Origin of the sequence: Gordonia aichiensis (genome assembly GCF_039946255.1) — a bacterium.
GTDB lineage: Bacteria > Actinomycetota > Actinomycetes > Mycobacteriales > Mycobacteriaceae > Gordonia > Gordonia aichiensis_A.
Genome location: NZ_JBCDWL010000012.1, coordinates 114,857 through 132,128, shown reverse-complemented (window position 1 = coordinate 132,128; position 17,272 = coordinate 114,857). Strand labels below are relative to the sequence as shown.

Here is a 17,272-nt window from a genome sequence, read left to right as displayed (position 1 = left end):
CTTCGTCCCACGCGGCAAGTCGAGGTACTCCTCAACAAGCAACTCGATCTCCGCGACCGACAAGTTCGGCTTAGCACTCATCACGTTCCTTCCTGGAACCGACTCACACACAGCTTGGCACGCATTGAAATCAGCCGTACCGGCCAGTAGATCGGGTATCGGGGATTCGTTTACGGTGATGACTACTTGTCGAGCTTCTTCAGCGCGACGGCGAGCCGCTGGACGGTGCCGTCGACGTCGGTGAGCTTGTCCAGACCGAACAGGCCGATGCGCAGCGACGAGTAGTCGGGGCCCTCATCGCACTGCAGCGGCACGCCGGCCGCGATCTGCAGGCCGACCTGCTTGAAGACCGACCCGTTTTGGCGGGCGGGATCGTCGGTGAACGCGACGACGACGGTCGCGGCGTCGAAGCCCTCGGCAGCGACCGAGGGCATCTGGTGCTCGGCGAGCAGGCTTCGCACCCGCGAACCCAGTTCGAGCTGGCGCTTGCGCAGTTCCTCGGCACCCAGGTCGACGGTCTCGCGCATCAGCTGGGCGTTGTGTGCGAGCGAGTCGGTCGGCAGCGTCGCATGGTACGGCGCGTTGCCCTCGACGTAGGAGTCGCTGATCGAGAGCCACTTGCGCAGGTCGAGCGCGAAGCTGGTCGTGTTCGACTCCAGGACGGCGGCGCGACCGCGGTCGCGCAGCATCACGTAGCCGGCGCACGGGGTGCCGCTCCAGCCCTTCTGCGGGGCGGTCAGCAGCACGTCGACGTCGTTCTTCTCCATGTCGACCCACAGCGCACCGGAGGCGACGCAGTCGAGGACGAACACGCCGCCGACCTCGTGGACCGCGGCCGCGAGCGCCGCCAGGTACTCGTCGGGGAGCACGATGCCCGACGCGGTCTCGACGTGCGGGGCGAAGACGACCTCGGGACGCTGCTCGCGGATGGCGGCGACGACCTCGTCGATCGGTGCCGGCGACCACGGCGCCTGGTGCGCGTCGCTCGCCGGACGCGCCTTGCAGACGGTCACCTGATCGGTGATGGCGCCGGTCTCGAAGATCTGCGACCAACGGAACGAGAACAGACCGTTGCGGACCACGAGCACACGCTTGCCGGTGGCGAACTGTCGGGCCACCGACTCCATGCCGTACGTGCCGCCGCCGGGGACGACGGCCACGCTGCCGGCGTTGTAGGTGTCGCGCAGGATGCCGAGAAGCTCCTGCATGACGCCGACGAAACGCTTGGACATGTGATTGAGCGAGCGATCGGTGAACACCACCGAGTACTCGAGCAGGCCGTCGGGATCGATGTCGTTATGAGGAAGAGCCACGTTCCAACTCTGTCACAAACCGGTCGGGCGCGAGACGCTGGGCCGGAAGCTGCGATGCGGCTGTGCGGCGTCGGACCGCCGTGCGAGCGTCGAATCCGTGCCATCCTCGAAGCATGGGCAAGCGCATCGTCGACGTCGTCGCCGTGCTCGTGGTGGCGATCATCGCAATCGCGGTGTCGCTGTGGCTGACGCCGATGCAGTCGGCCGAAGCGGTCGGACAGACGGTGCGGGTGGGGGCGGCGGCGCCGTCGCCGTCGTGGAGCGGGCCGGGTGAGGTGGACCTGTTCGGGCAGCGACTGCCGACGACCATCGACTTCCCCGGGCCGGTGCGACCGCGACTGGAACTGACCGACCTGCATCTGTCGACCCAGCTGGCCGACCTCCTCGGGCCCGATGCGCCCGGATCGGCCCGCGCGGTCGCCCAGCACGAGCTGCGCGACGCCCTGGTCAGCGGATGGCGCGACTATCTGATCGTGCAGACATCGATCGTCGTCGTGGTCTCGCTGCTGCTGATGGGGGCGGTGGCCGGCTGGCAGCGACGACGTCTGCGCGGCTCGATCGTGCTCGTGGTGATCGGGGTGCTGGTGGCCGCGGCGCTCAACGTCGGGGCGGTGGCGGCGACGGCACTGTCTGCGTCCGACCAGCTCCGCGGGATCGATTCGCTGGCGTCGCTGGTCGGGGCGGCGGCGATCACCGAACCCGCACCGACGGTCGTTCCGGCCGCGAAGGCGGGAAGCGTGGTGGTGATCGGCGATTCGACGGCCGCAGGCATCGGCAATCCGCCGCTGCCGAACCCGACGCCGGACGACACCGTCTGCGAGCGGACCAGCGGCTCGTTCGCTTCCGCGCTCGGCCGGGCGGGCGACTGGTCGGTCACCACTCTGGCGTGCAGCAGCGCGACCGTCGGTGCCGGACTGCTCGGCGAACAGAAGCGCGGCGACACCGTCCTTCCGCCACAATTGGCCGCGGCACTGAAGACCGGGCCGAGTGCGCTGATCATCAGCGTCGGCGCCAACGACGCCGGTTGGTCGCACATGGTCGGGGTGTGCGCGGCACTCCCAGACTGCGGCGGCGCAGCCTCCGAAGCGTACTTCCACCAACAGCTGGAGGCTTTCGCCCGCAACTACCTGGTGCTGCTGATGCGGTTGCGGGCGCTGCCGAACCCGCCGACGGTGATCATCAACCAGTACTACGACCCGCTGCCCGGCAAGAGCGACTGCGTCCGCGACCTCGGCATCACCGAGGAGAAGGCGAAGCTGCTGCGGGGTTGGCTCGACTCGCTGAACAGGGTCCTGGCCGAGGGCGCCGCGGCGGCGTCGTTCCGTACCGCGAAACCCTCGTTCGCCGGACACGGACTCTGCTCGCCCGACCCGTTCGTACAAGGCATGGACGGCAACGCCCCGCTGCATCCGACGACCGCCGGCGGGCTTGCGATCGCCCTCGCCGATCAGGCGGTGCTGATCGAGGCGGGAGTGCGGTGACGTCGGGGTACGTCTACGAGATCGAGACGCCCACAGCTGACCGTGCGGGGGTTGTCGGTGTCCATGTATACGATTCGCTGGAAGTCGGTGATGTTTCCCCACGTACGGAGGTACGCGTGCACATTCTCTACCTACATGGTGTCGGCGACGGCGATCCTGAACAATCGTGGTTGGCGGGTCTGAACCGTGGGATGCAAGCGCTGGGGAGCAGCCGATCTCGGCCGACGAGGTCGTCGCACCGAGATACAGTGCGATTCTTCAAGTCGCCGGGATCAAATCGACTCACCCGCCGATCACCTATTCGGAGAAGCACGACCGTGATGCACGGCGCGTATTCGAACGTCGACAAGCGGGAGTCGAACGCGATATCCGGGAGCTCGACGACATCCGTTCATTCCGACTCAATCAACTGCCAGACGGTGCGGTGGAAGCGATGCAGAGCGCCTTCATCCAGGCCGCACCGCTCGGCGTTCTCAAGCAGGTCAAGAATTATCTGACGGACGAAGGTCTGCGCGGAGCAGTGCTCCAACAGATCCTGGATGCGTTGCCGTTTACCGACCAGGTGATCCTCATCGGTCACAGCCTGGGCAGTGTGATTGCGATCGACCTTCTCGATCATTTGCCGGAGTCGATGCATGTTCGCCGATTCATCACGATCGGCAGTCCGGCCGGTTCGCCGATCCTGCATAAGAACAGCCGACGAATTCTGAAGCGTTTTCCGTACTCGCGGGTGGCCGACTGGTCGAACTTCGTCGACCCGCTGGACGGCGTGACGGCCGGACGGGGACTCGCATCGTTGTTTCCCGGGGCACAGGACTTCTGGGTGAAGGGTGCCGGTAAGCACGCGTCCGGTGACTACCTCCAGAACCGTGCGATTGCCACGCTGGTCCGGGACACCGTGCGGCCTCGCTCGGACCTTGTCCACGCGGGCGCCGATCTGACCGCTCGTCTCTCTGACGATGAGGCGGGCGTGCTCCTCACCCTGGAGTTCGCGACAGCGGTCGGGCACAGCATTCCGAAGAAGCAGAAGGAAGTACGCGAGCGCTACGAGGATGCGCTAGAGGTCGTGCGAGACGTGTACGTCCAGGAACTCATCCAACAATCTGCCGGGAGAGGCCTTCCCGATGAGTTGGTGGACTTGGTGGCGGGGCGGCAACCGGTTCTGCCACGTCGATGGGATCTGTCGGAGGTCGTCGCACGAGTGGTCGTCCTCACATACTCGAATGCGGTGGCGCCATACGAGATCGACACCGGTGATGCCGCCGTGGAAGCGATTCCGCATGTGATGCGCGTACTCGGATACCCCAGCGGGACGGCGACCAAGATCCAGGACGCGATCAGGTCGGTGAACGAGCATCTCGACTCACGCCGAACGCTTTTCGGCACAAAGACGCGTTGGGCGATGGCCGCGGCCGGCGTGGCTCTTCTTGCGGCGGGCCCAGTAGGTTTGGCGATGGCGGGGGCTGCCGGCACGGTCGGGGCGGCCGCGATCACCAGTGGGCTGGCGGCCTTCGGTCCCGGCGGGATGGCCGGCGGCCTGGCTATGCTCAGCGGCCTGGCCGGTACCGGCGGAATGGTCACCGCCGCAGCAGCGACGGCGCGTCCGGGGAACTCAGCAGTACTGCTCGATCCCACGAGCATCGCCATTCAAGTCGCGATCGCCCACTCGTTGAGAGCGTCGGCGAGTCTTACGATTTCGGCCTGTGGGAGCGGGTCGTGATTGCGGAAAACGAGCTGTCCGCGCAGATCAATCGCCTTGCTCCTTTCAGTGACGCCAAGGCGCCGACGCTGGTGAAGCTCAACGCGGCGCGCGATACGATCACGTCTCTGCTGGGCTACATGCGCGAGCACGACTTGATACCGGCAGCCATTCTGCCGGCGGTCAGTGACCCGGAGACGGTTGCGAACTCACCGACAGTTCCGGTCGCCGCATTCCAGATCGGTAAGCCGGTGACCAAGCTTTTCGCAAAGAAGCCATGATGCGAATGGCGGAAGCCCTGGCATCGTCGACCTGACAGCCAGACAGATCTCCGCTGACGAGAAATCGCATTCCCCTCAGACGGGAAGAACCTCCCATATGCGCACCGGCAGCGATTGACTGGCTGTGTGGTCCACGTCTCATCCGAGGCTGGCTGGGCCACACCGTCAGTGTCGACAGGTCAATCGGAGGTCAGTTCGTGAACGCGCTCGATGTGGCAGTGAAGTTCTTCCATGCATGTGAATCGGCAGAAGGTTGGGCGGGGTGCAGCACCTACGCCGGCGACGACGCGTCGTTCCACAGCTATGCCCCCAGCTACGAGGGGATGGAGACCCTCAACGACTACTGCGACCAGGTGGCCGGAGCCTTCCAGACCACGTTCGCCGGGTCGGGGTACGAGTTGGTGGCGTCGGCGCACGACGCATCCACGAACACGGTGATCGTGCAGGGTCTGTCGTTGGCTGAGCACACCGGCGACGGAGGCCCGGTGGCCCCGACCCGCGTCCAGGCCCGGATTCCGTTTGTCTACAGCATCAAGATGAACGCGGACAACAAGATCGAGCACGTCGAGAAGATCTACGACGAGGCCTCTTCGCGCAGGCAGCTCGGCTGGCCGGTCGACTGACCCGGGCTCTGAGATCGATCCGAGTTCAGGAAACAGTCGTCCGCCGCGGGGCCTGCCCGCGGCGGACGACTGTTCCCGTTGACCGTGCGGGGATCAGGACCCGAACAGGGAGGCGAGTGAACCGCTGCCGAGCGACCCGGTGCCCAGGGAGCCGTCACCGCCCGGCCGGTCGGCGCAGCCGGTCACGGTGATCTGGCGCCACTCCCGGTCGCCGAGCCATTCCGGCTTCCCGTCGGCGGTCTGACCGTTGTTTCCGGGCGGGCCCAAGACCATCCGATACTCGACGAGGTGGGTAGCGGCCTCCGGATTGGGCAGGGGCGGGTTCCAGCCGTTGAGGTTCTTGAGATCCTGCGTGTATGTGGCGGTCACCGGGGCCCTGTCGGAGACCATGGTGCGGTTCTCGACGGTGTTCTCGCCGGCGCCGCCGTCGGGCCAGCTCGGGAGCTCGGCCTTCGAGGACATGTTCGGGCTGCCGGTCCGCCAGATCTCGAACGGGATGTCGGCGACTGTGCGGCCGGCTTCGCCGTCGATCCGCCAGTCGATGGTGTATGTGGTGACGTTGGTCTTGTTGACGATCGTGAACTCGGCCTTGCAGCCGCCGAGGTTCTTCGCCGAGAAGGTGACCGCGCCTTCGGGGGAGCCTGCTGCGGGAACGGCGTGCGCCGTTCCCACGCCGATCGAACCCAGTGTTCCGGCCGCCACGGTGGCGGCGATGAAGGTGCGTGAAAGTGCACTCATGCAGAAATCCCTTGATCGAGGGTGAGAGGTATGTCAGGCAAAGGTAGCGATCCTTTCGGATCGGGCACGACTACTTGTCAGTAGTCGGCTGATCGGTCGATACGGTGTCACCGGTCGCCGCGCCGTCAGAGGTTTGCGGCCGCCCAGTGCAGCGACGCGGTCATCACCTCGATGGGCGTCACATACGAGACGGCTGCTTCGCGCGGCCGCACACCCCAGGTCCGGAGCGCTTCGGTCGCCAGAAGGGCGGCTTCCAGACGCCCGCCCGGGCTCAACTCGCCCACGACGGTGGTCCGATCCTCCTCGCCGACGCGAGGGAACGGCCACAGGGGGCCGCTGGTGGGGGCCGGTGCGGCCGAGACCACTGACAGTCGCTGCAGATCGGCGATCATGGTGCCGAGAGTGATCGTCGGACCGTCCGGGTCGCTTCCGGTGACCCGGAGGATTTCGCCGCGATCGTCGGCATGCACTGAGGCCTTCATGAGCAGATCCTCGAATCCCGACCACAACGGCATCGGATCGGCATGCTCCTCGTTCTCGGCATCGTCCTCGGCATCGTCGCCGACGGGCGAGAGGGCGAAGAGCATGTCGGACTGGACGTATCCGCCCAGCCTGCTGACCGGCGTGGTGGTCGCGACACAGAGCACGTCGGTGGCGGGATCGAGCCGGGCGATGTCGCGATAGACCCCCTGGCTGATCGGCTCACGCGCGATGGCGCCGGTGCCCCAGAGATCGTCGAGGCGATCGAAGCCGTCGACCCGCCAGATGGACGGGCCGCCGCCGAACTCGAGACGGACACGGCCGTCGAGCGGGACGCCGAGCGTTACATCGATGGCGCGGTCGGCTTGAAAGTTGAGTGTGCTGGTCATGCTTCCCCCGAATTCGGTGCAGTGCGTGAGTCTGTCCCGTCACAGGATGGCGGGGGAGCAGGAGACCCTCAACTGCGTTATCCACAAGGAGGGTTCGGCGGTCGGGAGTCCGGGAGAGCGACGGCCGGTCAGTCGACGCCGAGGGTGTCGTCGAGCCAGTCGAGCACCCGCTGATTGAGCAGGGAGCGGTTGCCCGTCTCACAGTGGTCGCCCGCCCCGTCGGCGGCGGTGAACGCGAGCAGTTGTTTCGGGCAGGAGAGGGCGTCGAAGAACTCCCGCGTGGTTGCCGCGAGTGGGTCGTGTTCAGCAGTAGTGAGCAGCGTGGGGCAGGTGATGTCGCCGACTCGGTCTTTGAGCGTGAACTCGGCCAGCACCCGGAAGTAGTCGCGCAGATCGTCGACTCCGTTGGCCCAGAAACCGCGCTGGACGATCTGCCACCGCAGATTCTGGTCGGCGACGATGACCTGGAAGACCTGGTCGAGGACCTCGCTGTCGAGATCGGCCGGCGCGACGCGATCGGCGCCCGGCACCCCGAACTTGATCAGGAAACCCCGGATCGATTCGGCGATGTCCCACTGACCGGGGTCGGCGACACAGGCGGCCAACCGTGGCTCGCCCGAGGCGGCGCGTGGGGCGAGATAGCCGCCCAGACTCCAGCCGCTCAACGCGATCCGGTCGGCGTCGACGATCGGCACGGTCTCCGCGTAGTCGATGACGGCGGAGATCACCGTCTCCCAATCCGGACGCAACGGAATCCCGTGCCGGTACAGCATCTCGCCCTGCCCGGGACCGTCGAACATCAGCACGTGATAACCGCGGTCGAGTGCGGCGACACCCGAAGCGAAGTACAGATCGGTGATCGTCGCATCGTAGCCGTTGTTCAGAATCAGCAGCGGCCGCCGCTCGCCGGCGCGACCGGTCGCCGGAACCAGATAGGCGGGCAGTTCATGCCCGTCGAACGCGATGGTGGTCGGGTGCACCGGCGGGTCGCGGAGTTCCATTCCGGCCCCGGAACGCTTCGGTCTCCTTGTCGAATGCCGCGAGCAGGCGCGGATCGACCGGCTTGCCGTAGATCGGATGGAAGGCGGCGGCATACATGCAGCTCGCCCGGAGGAACCGGTCGCGGGCACTGCGCCGGTGCCCGGCGTCGAGGAGTGCCTGCGCGTCGGCGACTTTGGCGTCGCCGGAGGCGACGAACGCCTCATAATAGTCGGATTCATCGCCGGCGCCGACGGCCTCGGCCACCGCGACGACATCGCCGGTGTCGGCGCCGCCGGCAGAGATGTAGGCGATCGGCCAGCGGCCGAACCGGTCCAGGAACTCGGAGTCGAACAGGGCGTCCCGGCGTCGGGTGGGATCGCTGCCGCTACCCATGGCTCTTTCCTTTCATCAGCTTCTTTTCATCAGCGGGGTCTTTTACTGCGCCGCCTGCTGGAAGGCGGCCGCCACATCGGCGACGTCGTCGCCGACCTGCGTGACGCCGCTGACCGGATCGTCGAAGACGGCGCCGCTGACCAGGACGTCGAAGACCAGACTCCGATCGTCTTTCGAGGTCATGTGCCCGGCCATCGACTGCACATTGAACAACGCCCGACCGGTCGCCGGATCCACATGCGCGCTGGTCCCGGTCTTCGCCCGAACCTTCCCCTTGGCCGGACTCTGCAACCCGTTCGCGGCGAGGGTCCCGGTCTCGCCGAGGATCGGTAGATCCTCGCGCAGCGCCGGACCCCACGGCTGCCCGTCGGCGAACCGGATCCAGCGGGTCATCGTCGCCGGGCTCGCCGACGCGGGATCGCCGCCCTGACCGTCGACGAGGATCAACGCATCGTCGTCGATCCCGGCCTTGCCGGCCAGGGTTCGCGTGCTCTTGAGCCCGTCGGTGCAGTCGGTGGCACCGGCCTGCACGGCGTTCAGACACAGGAATGCATTGGCGCCGGTGTTGTAGCTGGTGCGCAGCACCATACCGGCCAGCACCGACAGCGGCGGCGAGACATACGTGGCCACGGCCTTCCCATAACTGTCGGGCGCCGGTAGAGCCGGACCCGCCGAGCCCGATGTCGCCGAACCTGATGCTGCCGAACCCGAGACCGCCACCCCGGCCCGCGCCAGCGCCTCGGTGAACAGGGTGCGCGCCCACGCGGCGGCGTCCGGGACCCGGTAGATGGTCAGTCGCTTCCCGGCGTCGGCGCCGATCTCCCCGGACACATGCAGCAGCCGCGGATCGTGCTCGTCGGCGGTGACGGCGAGTGAAACGTCCGTGCCGGGTTTCGTCGTCACCTCCGAGACCGTTCGATACGCCGCAGTCGCCGGCGACGCGGTGACACCCGCGGTGGCGCCGACCGCACCGGGATCGACGGTGATGTCGAGCAGATTGTCGTTGACGAAGATCGGCGGCACCGGACCCTCCTGCGCCGTGTACGGCTGCCACAGCCGGTCGTCGACCAGCACATCGCCGTTCACCTGCCTGATTCCCGATGCCGCGACCTGCGCGGCCAGACGGTTCACACCGGCGAGCGGATCGCCGGCCGGAACCGCCCCGTTGGGCGCGATATCGGCGTAGACGTGATCGATGGTGGTCGCGGAGAAGGCGTCGACCGCCTTGCCCGCCGATGCCTCCCGACCCCCGAAGGTGAGATCCCCGGACCCGACCAGCACCAGATCCCCGTCCAGGGTGCCGTCGGCGACGGGGCCGGTCGTATACACCGGCGTGGTCAGCTTCGCATCGGTCCCACGGGAGTCGAACAGGGTGCCGACGGTGAACAGTTTCGCCGTGGACCCGGTGAACGCCAACTCGTCCGGACGCGACGAGAACAGCACCTCACCGGTGTCTTGGTCGGCCACCTGATAGATCCACCGCGCCCCGCGGTAGGCGGGTTTGTCCATGATCTGCGCGGCCGCGGCAGGCAGCTCGCCCACCCGGCCCACCGCCTCGGCCGACGGCTCGACGTCCGACGAACACGAAACGACCAACACGACAGCGGCGGCGGCCGCGCACGCCGGTACCAGACGACGGAACGAAACGGACGAAAGCTCCATGACGTCAGTCTCGTCGGGGCCGGCCGCCGAGACCATAGACTCAGGTCGCTACCCGGCCAGGTACCGCACTACCGCCAGCACCCGCCGGTGATCGTCGGCGTCGACGGGAATCCCGAGCGCATCGTAGATGTGCGAGGTGTGCTGGACGACGGCCTTCTCCGAGATCACCAGATGCTCGGCGATCCACGCGTTGCTGCGTCCCTCGGCGATCATCGCCAGCACCTCCAACTGCCGCGGGGTCAGATGCGCGGCCTGACCGTCGACCAGTCGGGCCCGGTTCACCATCACCTCGATCACCTCCGGATCGATGGCGGTCCCGCCGTCGACCACGGTGCGCAGCGCAGCGAGGAACGAGGCCAGATCCGCGATGCGCTGCTTGAGCAGATAACCCACCCGGGCCGGCCGAGCGGCGAGCAGTTCGGTGGCGTACCGGCGCTGCACATACTGCGACAGCACGACCACCGCGACCTGGGGATGCCGGGTCCGGATCCGCACGGCCGCCGCGAGCCCGTCGTCGGCGTTGCGGGGCGGCATCCGGATGTCGGTGACCACCAGCTCGGGCACATGCCGATCGGTCGCCTCGACGAGGGCATCGGCGTCCCCGACCGCGGCGACGACGCGAAAACCACCGGCGGTGAGCACCGACTCCAATCCCCGCCTCAGCAGGACGTCGTCCTCACCGACCACCACGCGCACGCCGCCACCCATCCCGGTCAAACCCCCGATTCGGTGACGGTGCACGGCAGTTCGGCACGCAGATGGGTGCCCCAGGCGGCGACGCTGTCGACCCGGAACACCCCGCCGAGAGCGTGCACGCGGTCGGCCAACCCGTCGAGCCCGTGCCCGGCGCAGGCGGCGGCACCGCCGACCCCGTCGTCGTGCACTTCAACGACGAGCCGGTCGCCGTCCCGGTCGATCCGCACCGAGAGCCGGTGTGCGTCCGCATGCTTGAGCGCATTCGACAGTCCCTCGGCGATGAGGAAGTACGCGGTGCTCTCCACCCCGGAGGGAAGAGCGCCGTCGACGATCTCGGTGTGCAGGACGGTCGACACCGGCATCCGATCGACCAGGTCCTCGACGGCGGCGCGCAATCCGCGTTCGACCAATGCCGACGGCATGAGTTCGTGGACGAAGGCGCGCAGTTGGGCGGCGGTGTCGTCGAGGTCGCGACGCAGGGCCACCGCGGCGTCGGCGGCCCCGGCTTCGGGTGCGGTGTCGGCGAGCTGTTGGGCCTGCAGCGCCAGCAGCACCAGCCGCACCTGCACCCCGTCGTGCAGATCGCGGGCGATCCGGCGCCGTTCCCGGTCGGCGGCGGTGACGATCCGCGATCGGGACGCGATCAGAGCCCGCCGCTGCGCCAGCAGTTGAGCCAACAGGCGTGACCGCTCCAGCGCCAGCGCGGCCACCCGGCCGGCGGCGTGCACGCTCTCCGGGTCGGCGATCAGATACCCGTCGTAGACGATGGCGCCGATCCGCTCACCGGCCACCTTGACCTCCACGCTGGCTTGCGTCGCCCGGGTCGGCAGCGGTGCGAGGACACCGGCGGCGTCGACCCACACGGCCTGTTCGGGCATCCAGTACCGGATCTCGATCGACTCGTCGCCCAGCACGCGCTGCAGCAGCCGCGGCAGATCGTCGCTGGCGCCGCCGGTGTCACCGAGCTCGGCGGCCAACTCGTCGAGGGCGCCCTCGTGGGCGAAGCCGCCGCGCAGCATGGCCAGCACGAACGCCACCGGCACCCCCGCGATCACGACGAACTGCACGACCGCCGCGGTGATCGGCCCGAACGCCGGTTCCCACACGACGGCCCGCAACGGAACCGACAGCAGCGCGAGCAGACCGTAGGCGAACAGCGGGATCAGAATCAGCCGATGCGCGGTGCGGGCCTCGGCGATTCGTCGTGCCAGGATCACCGCCGCCGCCAGCACGACCGCCGCACCGGCCACCCGCTGCGTCCACTCACCGGCGGCGGCCAACCCCGGCCGATCGGCGATCGCCGCCACCGGCGCCACCGCCGGGTCGAACAGGTACTGCGGGGCCTGCAACACCACAGCGACCGCATAGGCCGCGGCGACGACACTGCGCGCCGACCGTCCGTGCACGTGACCGGAGGGGAACGCGAGCAGCAGATGCACCGTGACCGCCAGCACCAGGGTGGCCGTCACCGCACCGACCGTGATGAGGGCGGGCACCGCGGTGTTGAGGAGACTGCCGGCCAGGATCGCAAGGCCGCCGCCGACCAGAAGCATCCCCGTCGGATTGCCCGGCCGGCGGTGCCAAGCGGTCAGACCGGCGGCCGCGTACAGCCAGAAGGTGACGGTGACGATCAGGTGCACCCACCACAGCGGACCGGCTCCGGGGACGATCAACGCCAGCTGCAGCACGCCCAGACCGGCGATGGCACCGGCCGTCACCAGGAGCGCTCGATCTAGCGAACGCATGTGGGACGGGCGCGAGGAACTCCTCTGCACCGGCCCGACGGCATCCATCAGTTCATCGTAGAGCGGTGCCGTGACCGGTCAGTCCGGCTCGGCGACGCGGATCCGGCCGAGGGAGTCTCCCCGCTTGTTGGTGAACCACAGGAACGCCGGATCGGGACCGGCTTTGATGTCGAAGGGACCGGCGATCCCGTCGGCGGTGAAGCGGTCCCAGGATCCGGTGGCCGGACGGTATCGGACGATGGCGTCGGCGGCGGTGTCCGCGATCCAGAGGGAGTCGTCCGGGCGCGCGCACACCCCGTCCGGTGTGCGCAGGAGCAGATCGGTGTGCCAGCGGACGGCGGGATCGGTGGCGGCGTCGACGGCGAGGAGCCCGGGGGCGTCCTGCGTTGTGACCCACAGGGTGCCGTCGGCGCCGACGGCCCACGCGCGCGGCGCGCCGTACTGCGGCCACGGACCGAACCGGCGCACCGGGCCAGGCGCCGCCGGATCGTATCGGCCGAGCGTCCGGGTGGTGGCGTTGACCCACCACACGCGGCCGCGGGGATCGACGAACAGCGCCGACGGGTCGGCGATCAGCTCGGAACGGATCAGCGTCACCGTCGAAGCGGGGTCGGGTGTCCGCGGGTCGAGGGAGGCGATCGCGTCGGCGCCGCGCAGCGTGCACCACAGCAATCCGGTGGGGGCGGCTTTGACGGCTACCGGGCCCCGCAGGTCCGGATGCGAGCAGACGGTGATCGATGCGGCGGGATCGACGGCATGCGGGTCGATCGAGGCGAGCGCGTCCGAGCCCAGACAGGTGACCCAGAGCCTGCCGTCGGCGGCCGGAAAGAGGTTCGCGGGCAGCCGGATCCGGTTTCGCGGATCGGCGAAGGTCGCGGCCCGAAAATCCTTGCCGTACTCCCGCACCCGGCCGAGGCGACCGTTGGCGATACTGGTGAACCAGATGTCACCCCCTGCGGCGATGAGACCGCACGGCGATTCGATGCCGTCGGTCGCGTCGCCGATGATGTCGACGGAGCCGATCTGTTCGGTCATGGGGCGCCTCCTGCTACCAGAGTGACCGCGAGAGGCGGGGCTTGACGATGGACCTGGGTCTATTCCGAAGCGGGACGGTTCGTCGGAGAATTCAAGGAATGAACAGCAGGGTGAGGCGGGTCGCGGTGTCGGGCGCCGCGGTGCTGTCGGCGGTTGCGTTGGCCGTGACCGGATGCTCCAGCGGGGACCGGAGCGCTGGTCCGCCGAGCAGTCCCGAACCGGCGGCCGTCTCGGCGAACGTCTCCACCGACTACACGGCGGTGACGGTGCAACCGCTCGGATCGCCGACTTTCCCGTTCGTCGGCACCGATGGCAAAGCGCATGTGGCGTACGCGCTGCAACTGACCAACGCCGGCCTGGCCCCGGCCACCCTGCAGCGGGTCGACGTGGTCGACGCGCAGCATCCGACGTCAGCCCTCACCTCGTTCTCCGGAACGGCGCTCGTCGACCCGGCCTGCGGATACGGCGACTGCAATCGGCTGCGCACCCTGCCCTCGCAGCCGGCACCCGACACGGTGATCCCGCCCGGGCAGTCCCGTGCGCTGCTGGTCGACTTCACCGTCGACGCCGTCTCGGACGTCCCGCCGACGGTGCTGCACCGGATCGTCGCCCTCGCCTCAGCGAACCCCGGGCCCGGTCCGGCGCGGCCGGTGACCTATACGGTCGCACCGAAATCCGTGGCCGCCCGCACCGCCCCGATCATCGCTCCGCCGCTGCGCGGAACCGACTGGGTGGCGCAGAACGGCTGCTGCGGCATCGGCTTCCCGCACGTGCCGTCCTTGCTGCCGCTGGCGGGCACCCTGGCCGACAGTCAGCGGTTCGCCATCGACTGGATGCGCACCGACGACCGAGGCCGGTTCTACGTCGGCGACAAGACGAGCAACGACAGCTATCAGGACTACGGGCAGAACGTGTACGCCGTCGCCGACGGCACCATCACCGCGACACTCGACGATGTCACGGCCAACGCACCAGGCATCCTTCCCGCCTCCGATCCGGTGCTGGCGGCCAAGATCACCGTCGACAACGTCGACGGCAACCACATCGTCCAAGACCTCGGCGGCGGCGTCTGGGCGATGTACGCCCACCTGCAGGAGGGATCGCTGCTGGTGAAGCCCGGCGACAAGGTCACCAAGGGGCAACTGATCGGCAAGCTCGGCAACACCGGCAACTCCAACGCGCCGCACCTGCACTTCCAGCTGATGGACGGACCGAACCTGATCGGCAGCGACGGCATCCCGTACGTCTTCGACAGCTTCGAGTACGCCGGCTACATCGACCCGACCGCGATCCTGGCCGCCGACGACTACCTGACCGGCGAGTTCTTCGCCCACCACGATGAGACGACGCAGACGCGGACGCACCAACTGCCGCTCAACGACGCCATCGTGAACTTCCCGAACTGAGCGTTCAGAACGGCGGCTCGTCGGCGGACTCGAACACGGCGACGGCCGCGGCCTGCGCACACGCGACCGAATAGCGGCGCTGCGAACGCAGCCGCATCCGGTAGTCGTGCTTGGCCTGCGTGCGGGTGCGGGCACGCTCGGGTTCGCCGGCCGGGTCGACGACGCCGGGAGCGGTGGGCGCGCCGTGCCGGCACGGGATCAGCCCGAGGTCGGGCAGCAGCCAGTGATTGGCCGCACGGCGTCGCACCCGGTACCCGGACGGGGTGGTGATCTCGGTCCAGACGACGCCGTCGGCGTCGACGATCTGGTCGTCGAGCCAGCCCTCGCCGTAGGTCTTGACCAGGTGGTGGAAGCGGCACTTCGGGTTCAGGTTGCAGAAGCAGGTGGCACCGCCCGCCGCGGGCCGAGCGTGGTTGTACTCGCAGACATGGTCGAGATCGCAGTTCCACGCCGGGCGGTGGCAGCCGACGTGCGAGCAGGTTCCGAACAGTGCGCGCACCGCGGTGTCGCAGGCGGTGGTCGGACGGTAGGGGTCGCCGGCGCGGGCGGTGCGGTCGGCGAGGCCGGCGACGTCGAGCGGGCGCACCACGGTGCCGGGTCGGGCGGCGATCTCCCGGGCGTGGTGGGCGTCGATGACGCCGAAACCGTCGAGGTAGGCGGCCTTGTCGGAGCCGTCGTTCAGGGTGGAGGCGTCGGCCACCACGTGCACCACGATCCGTGCGAACGCCTCGGCGATCTCCGCATCGCTCAATGCGGCCGCGCAGTCGTCGCGCGCGCAGTCGCAGCAGAACGCGGCACCGGTCAGCCGGGCGACGGCGGCGTCCGCACGACGCTCGCCGACCGTGCGGGAATCGTTGGCGCACACGCGGGCGGCGAGGGCGTCAACGCACTTCTTCGCCAGGGCGGCGTCCTCGGGAGTGGTGCAGATCGACAGCGTCGCATCCTCGACCTCGATGGCGACCGTGACGCCCTTGCAGGCGGCCTTGCGTCGATCGCGCAGCGCATCGGGATCGAACTCGGCGACGAACCGGCGCGCGGTATCGCTGACGTCCTTGACCGCGGCCGGACCCATGACACGCAGTTCGATCGCGAGATCGGCGTCGAGCGCCGCCATCACGTCGTCGTCGACGACCGCGCCGGTCTGCAGCGCGATCTCGGCGAACCCGCGCACACTGAGCACGCCGTCGCGGAGCAGCCGGGCCACGCGGGGGAGCCGCTCGTGTGCGGTGATCGCCAGATCGATCTGGCGTTCGGCGGTGCTCTGATGGATCGCCAACGCGGTGGCGACCTCGCAGGCGAGCGAGGTGAGCGGATCGACCAGCCGCTTCTGGTCGGGCACCGAGCCGTCGATGGCCGCGAGGTTGCGGCCGAGCATCGTGTAGATGAGCTGGTACCGCTTCCAGGCCACGAAGCCCTCGGCGGCCGCGAGCGCGACGATCGCGGTGAGGTCGCCGAGCTGGTCACCGGTGGTGGCGCCCGCCGGGACGCCGACCTCGGTGAGGTCGAGATCGTTCCGGACGCCGGCCTGCTCCTGGTTGGTCATCATGTGGTCCACCCCTTCAATCCGATGCGAACTGATGTTCTAATGATAGCAGTGAAAAGTGATATATACAACAATAAAATCGTGTAAACGTTCGATTGGGTGTTAGCCCGAGAGGGGAGCGGTGCCGCCGACGAGGCGGTGCGTGAGAGCGTTGAGGCGTGACCGATGCGCAGACCTACCTCACCCTCGCCCGCGGAGACGACGCCGTCGGCGTCCTGGAGGTGAAACGGTCGAAGTTCCTGGCCGTGGTCCGCCGCGTCGACGACGAGAGCGCCGCGCGCGAACTGGTGGCGAAACTGCGCCACGACCACCGCGAGGCACGGCACCACTGCTCGGCGTTCGTCCTCGGTGAACGCGGACAGATCACGCGCAGCAACGACGACGGCGAACCGTCCGGAACCGCGGGCGCGCCGATGCTCGATGTGTTGCACGGTGCCGGACTCAGCGACGTGGCGGCCGTAGTGGTCCGGTGGTTCGGCGGCACCCCGCTGGGCGCCGGCGGCCTGGCACGCGCCTACGGCGACGCGGTCGCGCTCGCACTCGACGGCGCCGCCACGGTGCGCCGTGAGCAACGGGTTCTGGCGCGGGTGAGTTTGCCGCACGCCGACGCGGGTCGGGTGGAGGCGGATCTGCGCGCCCGGGGCATCGCGATCCTGGCCACCGAGTACGGCGCGACCGCCACCCTGCTGACCGCGACGGCGGATCTGGCGCAGGTGGAGGCGGCGGTGGCCGCCGCGACCGCCGGCCGCGCCCACGCTGAACCCGCCGGGACGCAATGGGTGGACGTGCCGGTGATGTCATAGGTGC

At 68.5% G+C, this 17,272-nt stretch carries 16 protein-coding genes; 6 read left to right on the top strand and 10 right to left on the bottom strand.

Annotated features, from left to right (window positions below):
* Window positions 1-182: 182 nt before the first annotated feature.
* Window positions 183-1,313 (bottom strand): aminotransferase class V-fold PLP-dependent enzyme, encoded by a 1,131-nt coding sequence (locus AAFO60_RS14790; RefSeq protein WP_347956976.1) that lies wholly within the window; start codon window positions 1,311-1,313, stop codon window positions 183-185.
* A gap of 113 nt (window positions 1,314-1,426) precedes the next feature.
* On the opposite strand from AAFO60_RS14790, the gene AAFO60_RS14785 reads away from it, so the two are divergent.
* The 4 genes from AAFO60_RS14785 (at window position 1,427) to AAFO60_RS14770 (ending at window position 5,397) form a co-directional block, all read left to right on the top strand.
* A complete protein-coding gene (locus AAFO60_RS14785; RefSeq protein WP_347956975.1) occupies window positions 1,427-2,794 on the top strand; it encodes a GDSL-type esterase/lipase family protein in 1,368 nt (455 codons plus the stop codon).
* Between the two features lie 166 nt (window positions 2,795-2,960).
* Window positions 2,961-4,514: a hypothetical protein gene (locus AAFO60_RS14780; protein ID WP_347956974.1), complete on the top strand. Its 1,554-nt coding sequence runs from the start codon at window positions 2,961-2,963 to the stop codon at window positions 4,512-4,514.
* Complete coding sequence (locus AAFO60_RS14775) at window positions 4,511-4,774, top strand: hypothetical protein (protein ID WP_347956973.1); 264 nt, start codon at window positions 4,511-4,513, stop codon at window positions 4,772-4,774. The genes AAFO60_RS14780 and AAFO60_RS14775 overlap by 4 nt, the downstream gene beginning before the upstream one ends.
* Window positions 4,775-4,971: 197 nt before the next feature.
* Entirely contained in the window at window positions 4,972-5,397 is a 426-nt protein-coding gene (locus tag AAFO60_RS14770) for a hypothetical protein (RefSeq protein WP_347956972.1), read from the top strand.
* A gap of 93 nt (window positions 5,398-5,490) precedes the next feature.
* Here AAFO60_RS14770 and AAFO60_RS14765 read toward each other — a convergent pair whose 3' ends face one another.
* From AAFO60_RS14765 to AAFO60_RS14730, 8 genes are all read right to left on the bottom strand, one after another.
* Complete coding sequence (locus AAFO60_RS14765; RefSeq protein ID WP_347956971.1) at window positions 5,491-6,135, bottom strand: hypothetical protein; 645 nt, start codon at window positions 6,133-6,135, stop codon at window positions 5,491-5,493.
* 125 nt (window positions 6,136-6,260) lie between these two features.
* Entirely contained in the window at window positions 6,261-7,004 is a 744-nt protein-coding gene (locus AAFO60_RS14760) for a hypothetical protein (RefSeq protein WP_347956970.1), read from the bottom strand.
* 128 nt (window positions 7,005-7,132) lie between these two features.
* Window positions 7,133-8,005 carry an alpha/beta hydrolase family protein gene (locus AAFO60_RS14755; protein WP_347956969.1) on the bottom strand — a complete coding sequence of 291 codons (873 nt, stop codon included), beginning with the start codon at window positions 8,003-8,005 and terminating at the stop codon, window positions 7,133-7,135.
* A complete protein-coding gene (locus tag AAFO60_RS14750) occupies window positions 7,950-8,378 on the bottom strand; it encodes a hypothetical protein (RefSeq protein ID WP_347956968.1) in 429 nt (142 codons plus the stop codon). Before AAFO60_RS14750 ends, AAFO60_RS14755 begins: the two co-directional genes overlap by 56 nt.
* Window positions 8,379-8,420: 42 nt before the next feature.
* Window positions 8,421-10,040, bottom strand: a complete 1,620-nt coding sequence (gene dacB, locus AAFO60_RS14745) for a D-alanyl-D-alanine carboxypeptidase/D-alanyl-D-alanine endopeptidase (protein WP_347956967.1) — start codon at window positions 10,038-10,040, stop codon at window positions 8,421-8,423.
* A gap of 48 nt (window positions 10,041-10,088) precedes the next feature.
* On the bottom strand, window positions 10,089-10,748 hold the full coding sequence (locus tag AAFO60_RS14740; RefSeq protein WP_347956982.1) for a response regulator transcription factor: 660 nt from the start codon (window positions 10,746-10,748) through the stop codon (window positions 10,089-10,091).
* A 5-nt stretch (window positions 10,749-10,753) separates the two neighbouring features.
* Window positions 10,754-12,454: a sensor histidine kinase gene (locus AAFO60_RS14735; RefSeq protein WP_347956966.1), complete on the bottom strand. Its 1,701-nt coding sequence runs from the start codon at window positions 12,452-12,454 to the stop codon at window positions 10,754-10,756.
* A 105-nt stretch (window positions 12,455-12,559) separates the two neighbouring features.
* On the bottom strand, window positions 12,560-13,516 hold the full coding sequence (locus tag AAFO60_RS14730; RefSeq protein ID WP_347956965.1) for a Vgb family protein: 957 nt from the start codon (window positions 13,514-13,516) through the stop codon (window positions 12,560-12,562).
* Window positions 13,517-13,614: 98 nt separating this feature from the next.
* Between AAFO60_RS14730 and AAFO60_RS14725 the strand changes: the two genes are divergently transcribed.
* Window positions 13,615-14,922 (top strand): M23 family metallopeptidase, encoded by a 1,308-nt coding sequence (locus AAFO60_RS14725; protein ID WP_347956964.1) that lies wholly within the window; start codon window positions 13,615-13,617, stop codon window positions 14,920-14,922.
* Between the two features lie 4 nt (window positions 14,923-14,926).
* Here AAFO60_RS14725 and AAFO60_RS14720 read toward each other — a convergent pair whose 3' ends face one another.
* On the bottom strand, window positions 14,927-16,468 hold the full coding sequence (locus tag AAFO60_RS14720; protein ID WP_347956963.1) for a DUF222 domain-containing protein: 1,542 nt from the start codon (window positions 16,466-16,468) through the stop codon (window positions 14,927-14,929).
* A gap of 155 nt (window positions 16,469-16,623) precedes the next feature.
* Between AAFO60_RS14720 and AAFO60_RS14715 the strand changes: the two genes are divergently transcribed.
* Window positions 16,624-17,268, top strand: a complete 645-nt coding sequence (locus AAFO60_RS14715; RefSeq protein WP_347956962.1) for an IMPACT family protein — start codon at window positions 16,624-16,626, stop codon at window positions 17,266-17,268.
* The last annotated feature ends 4 nt before the right edge of the window (window positions 17,269-17,272 follow it).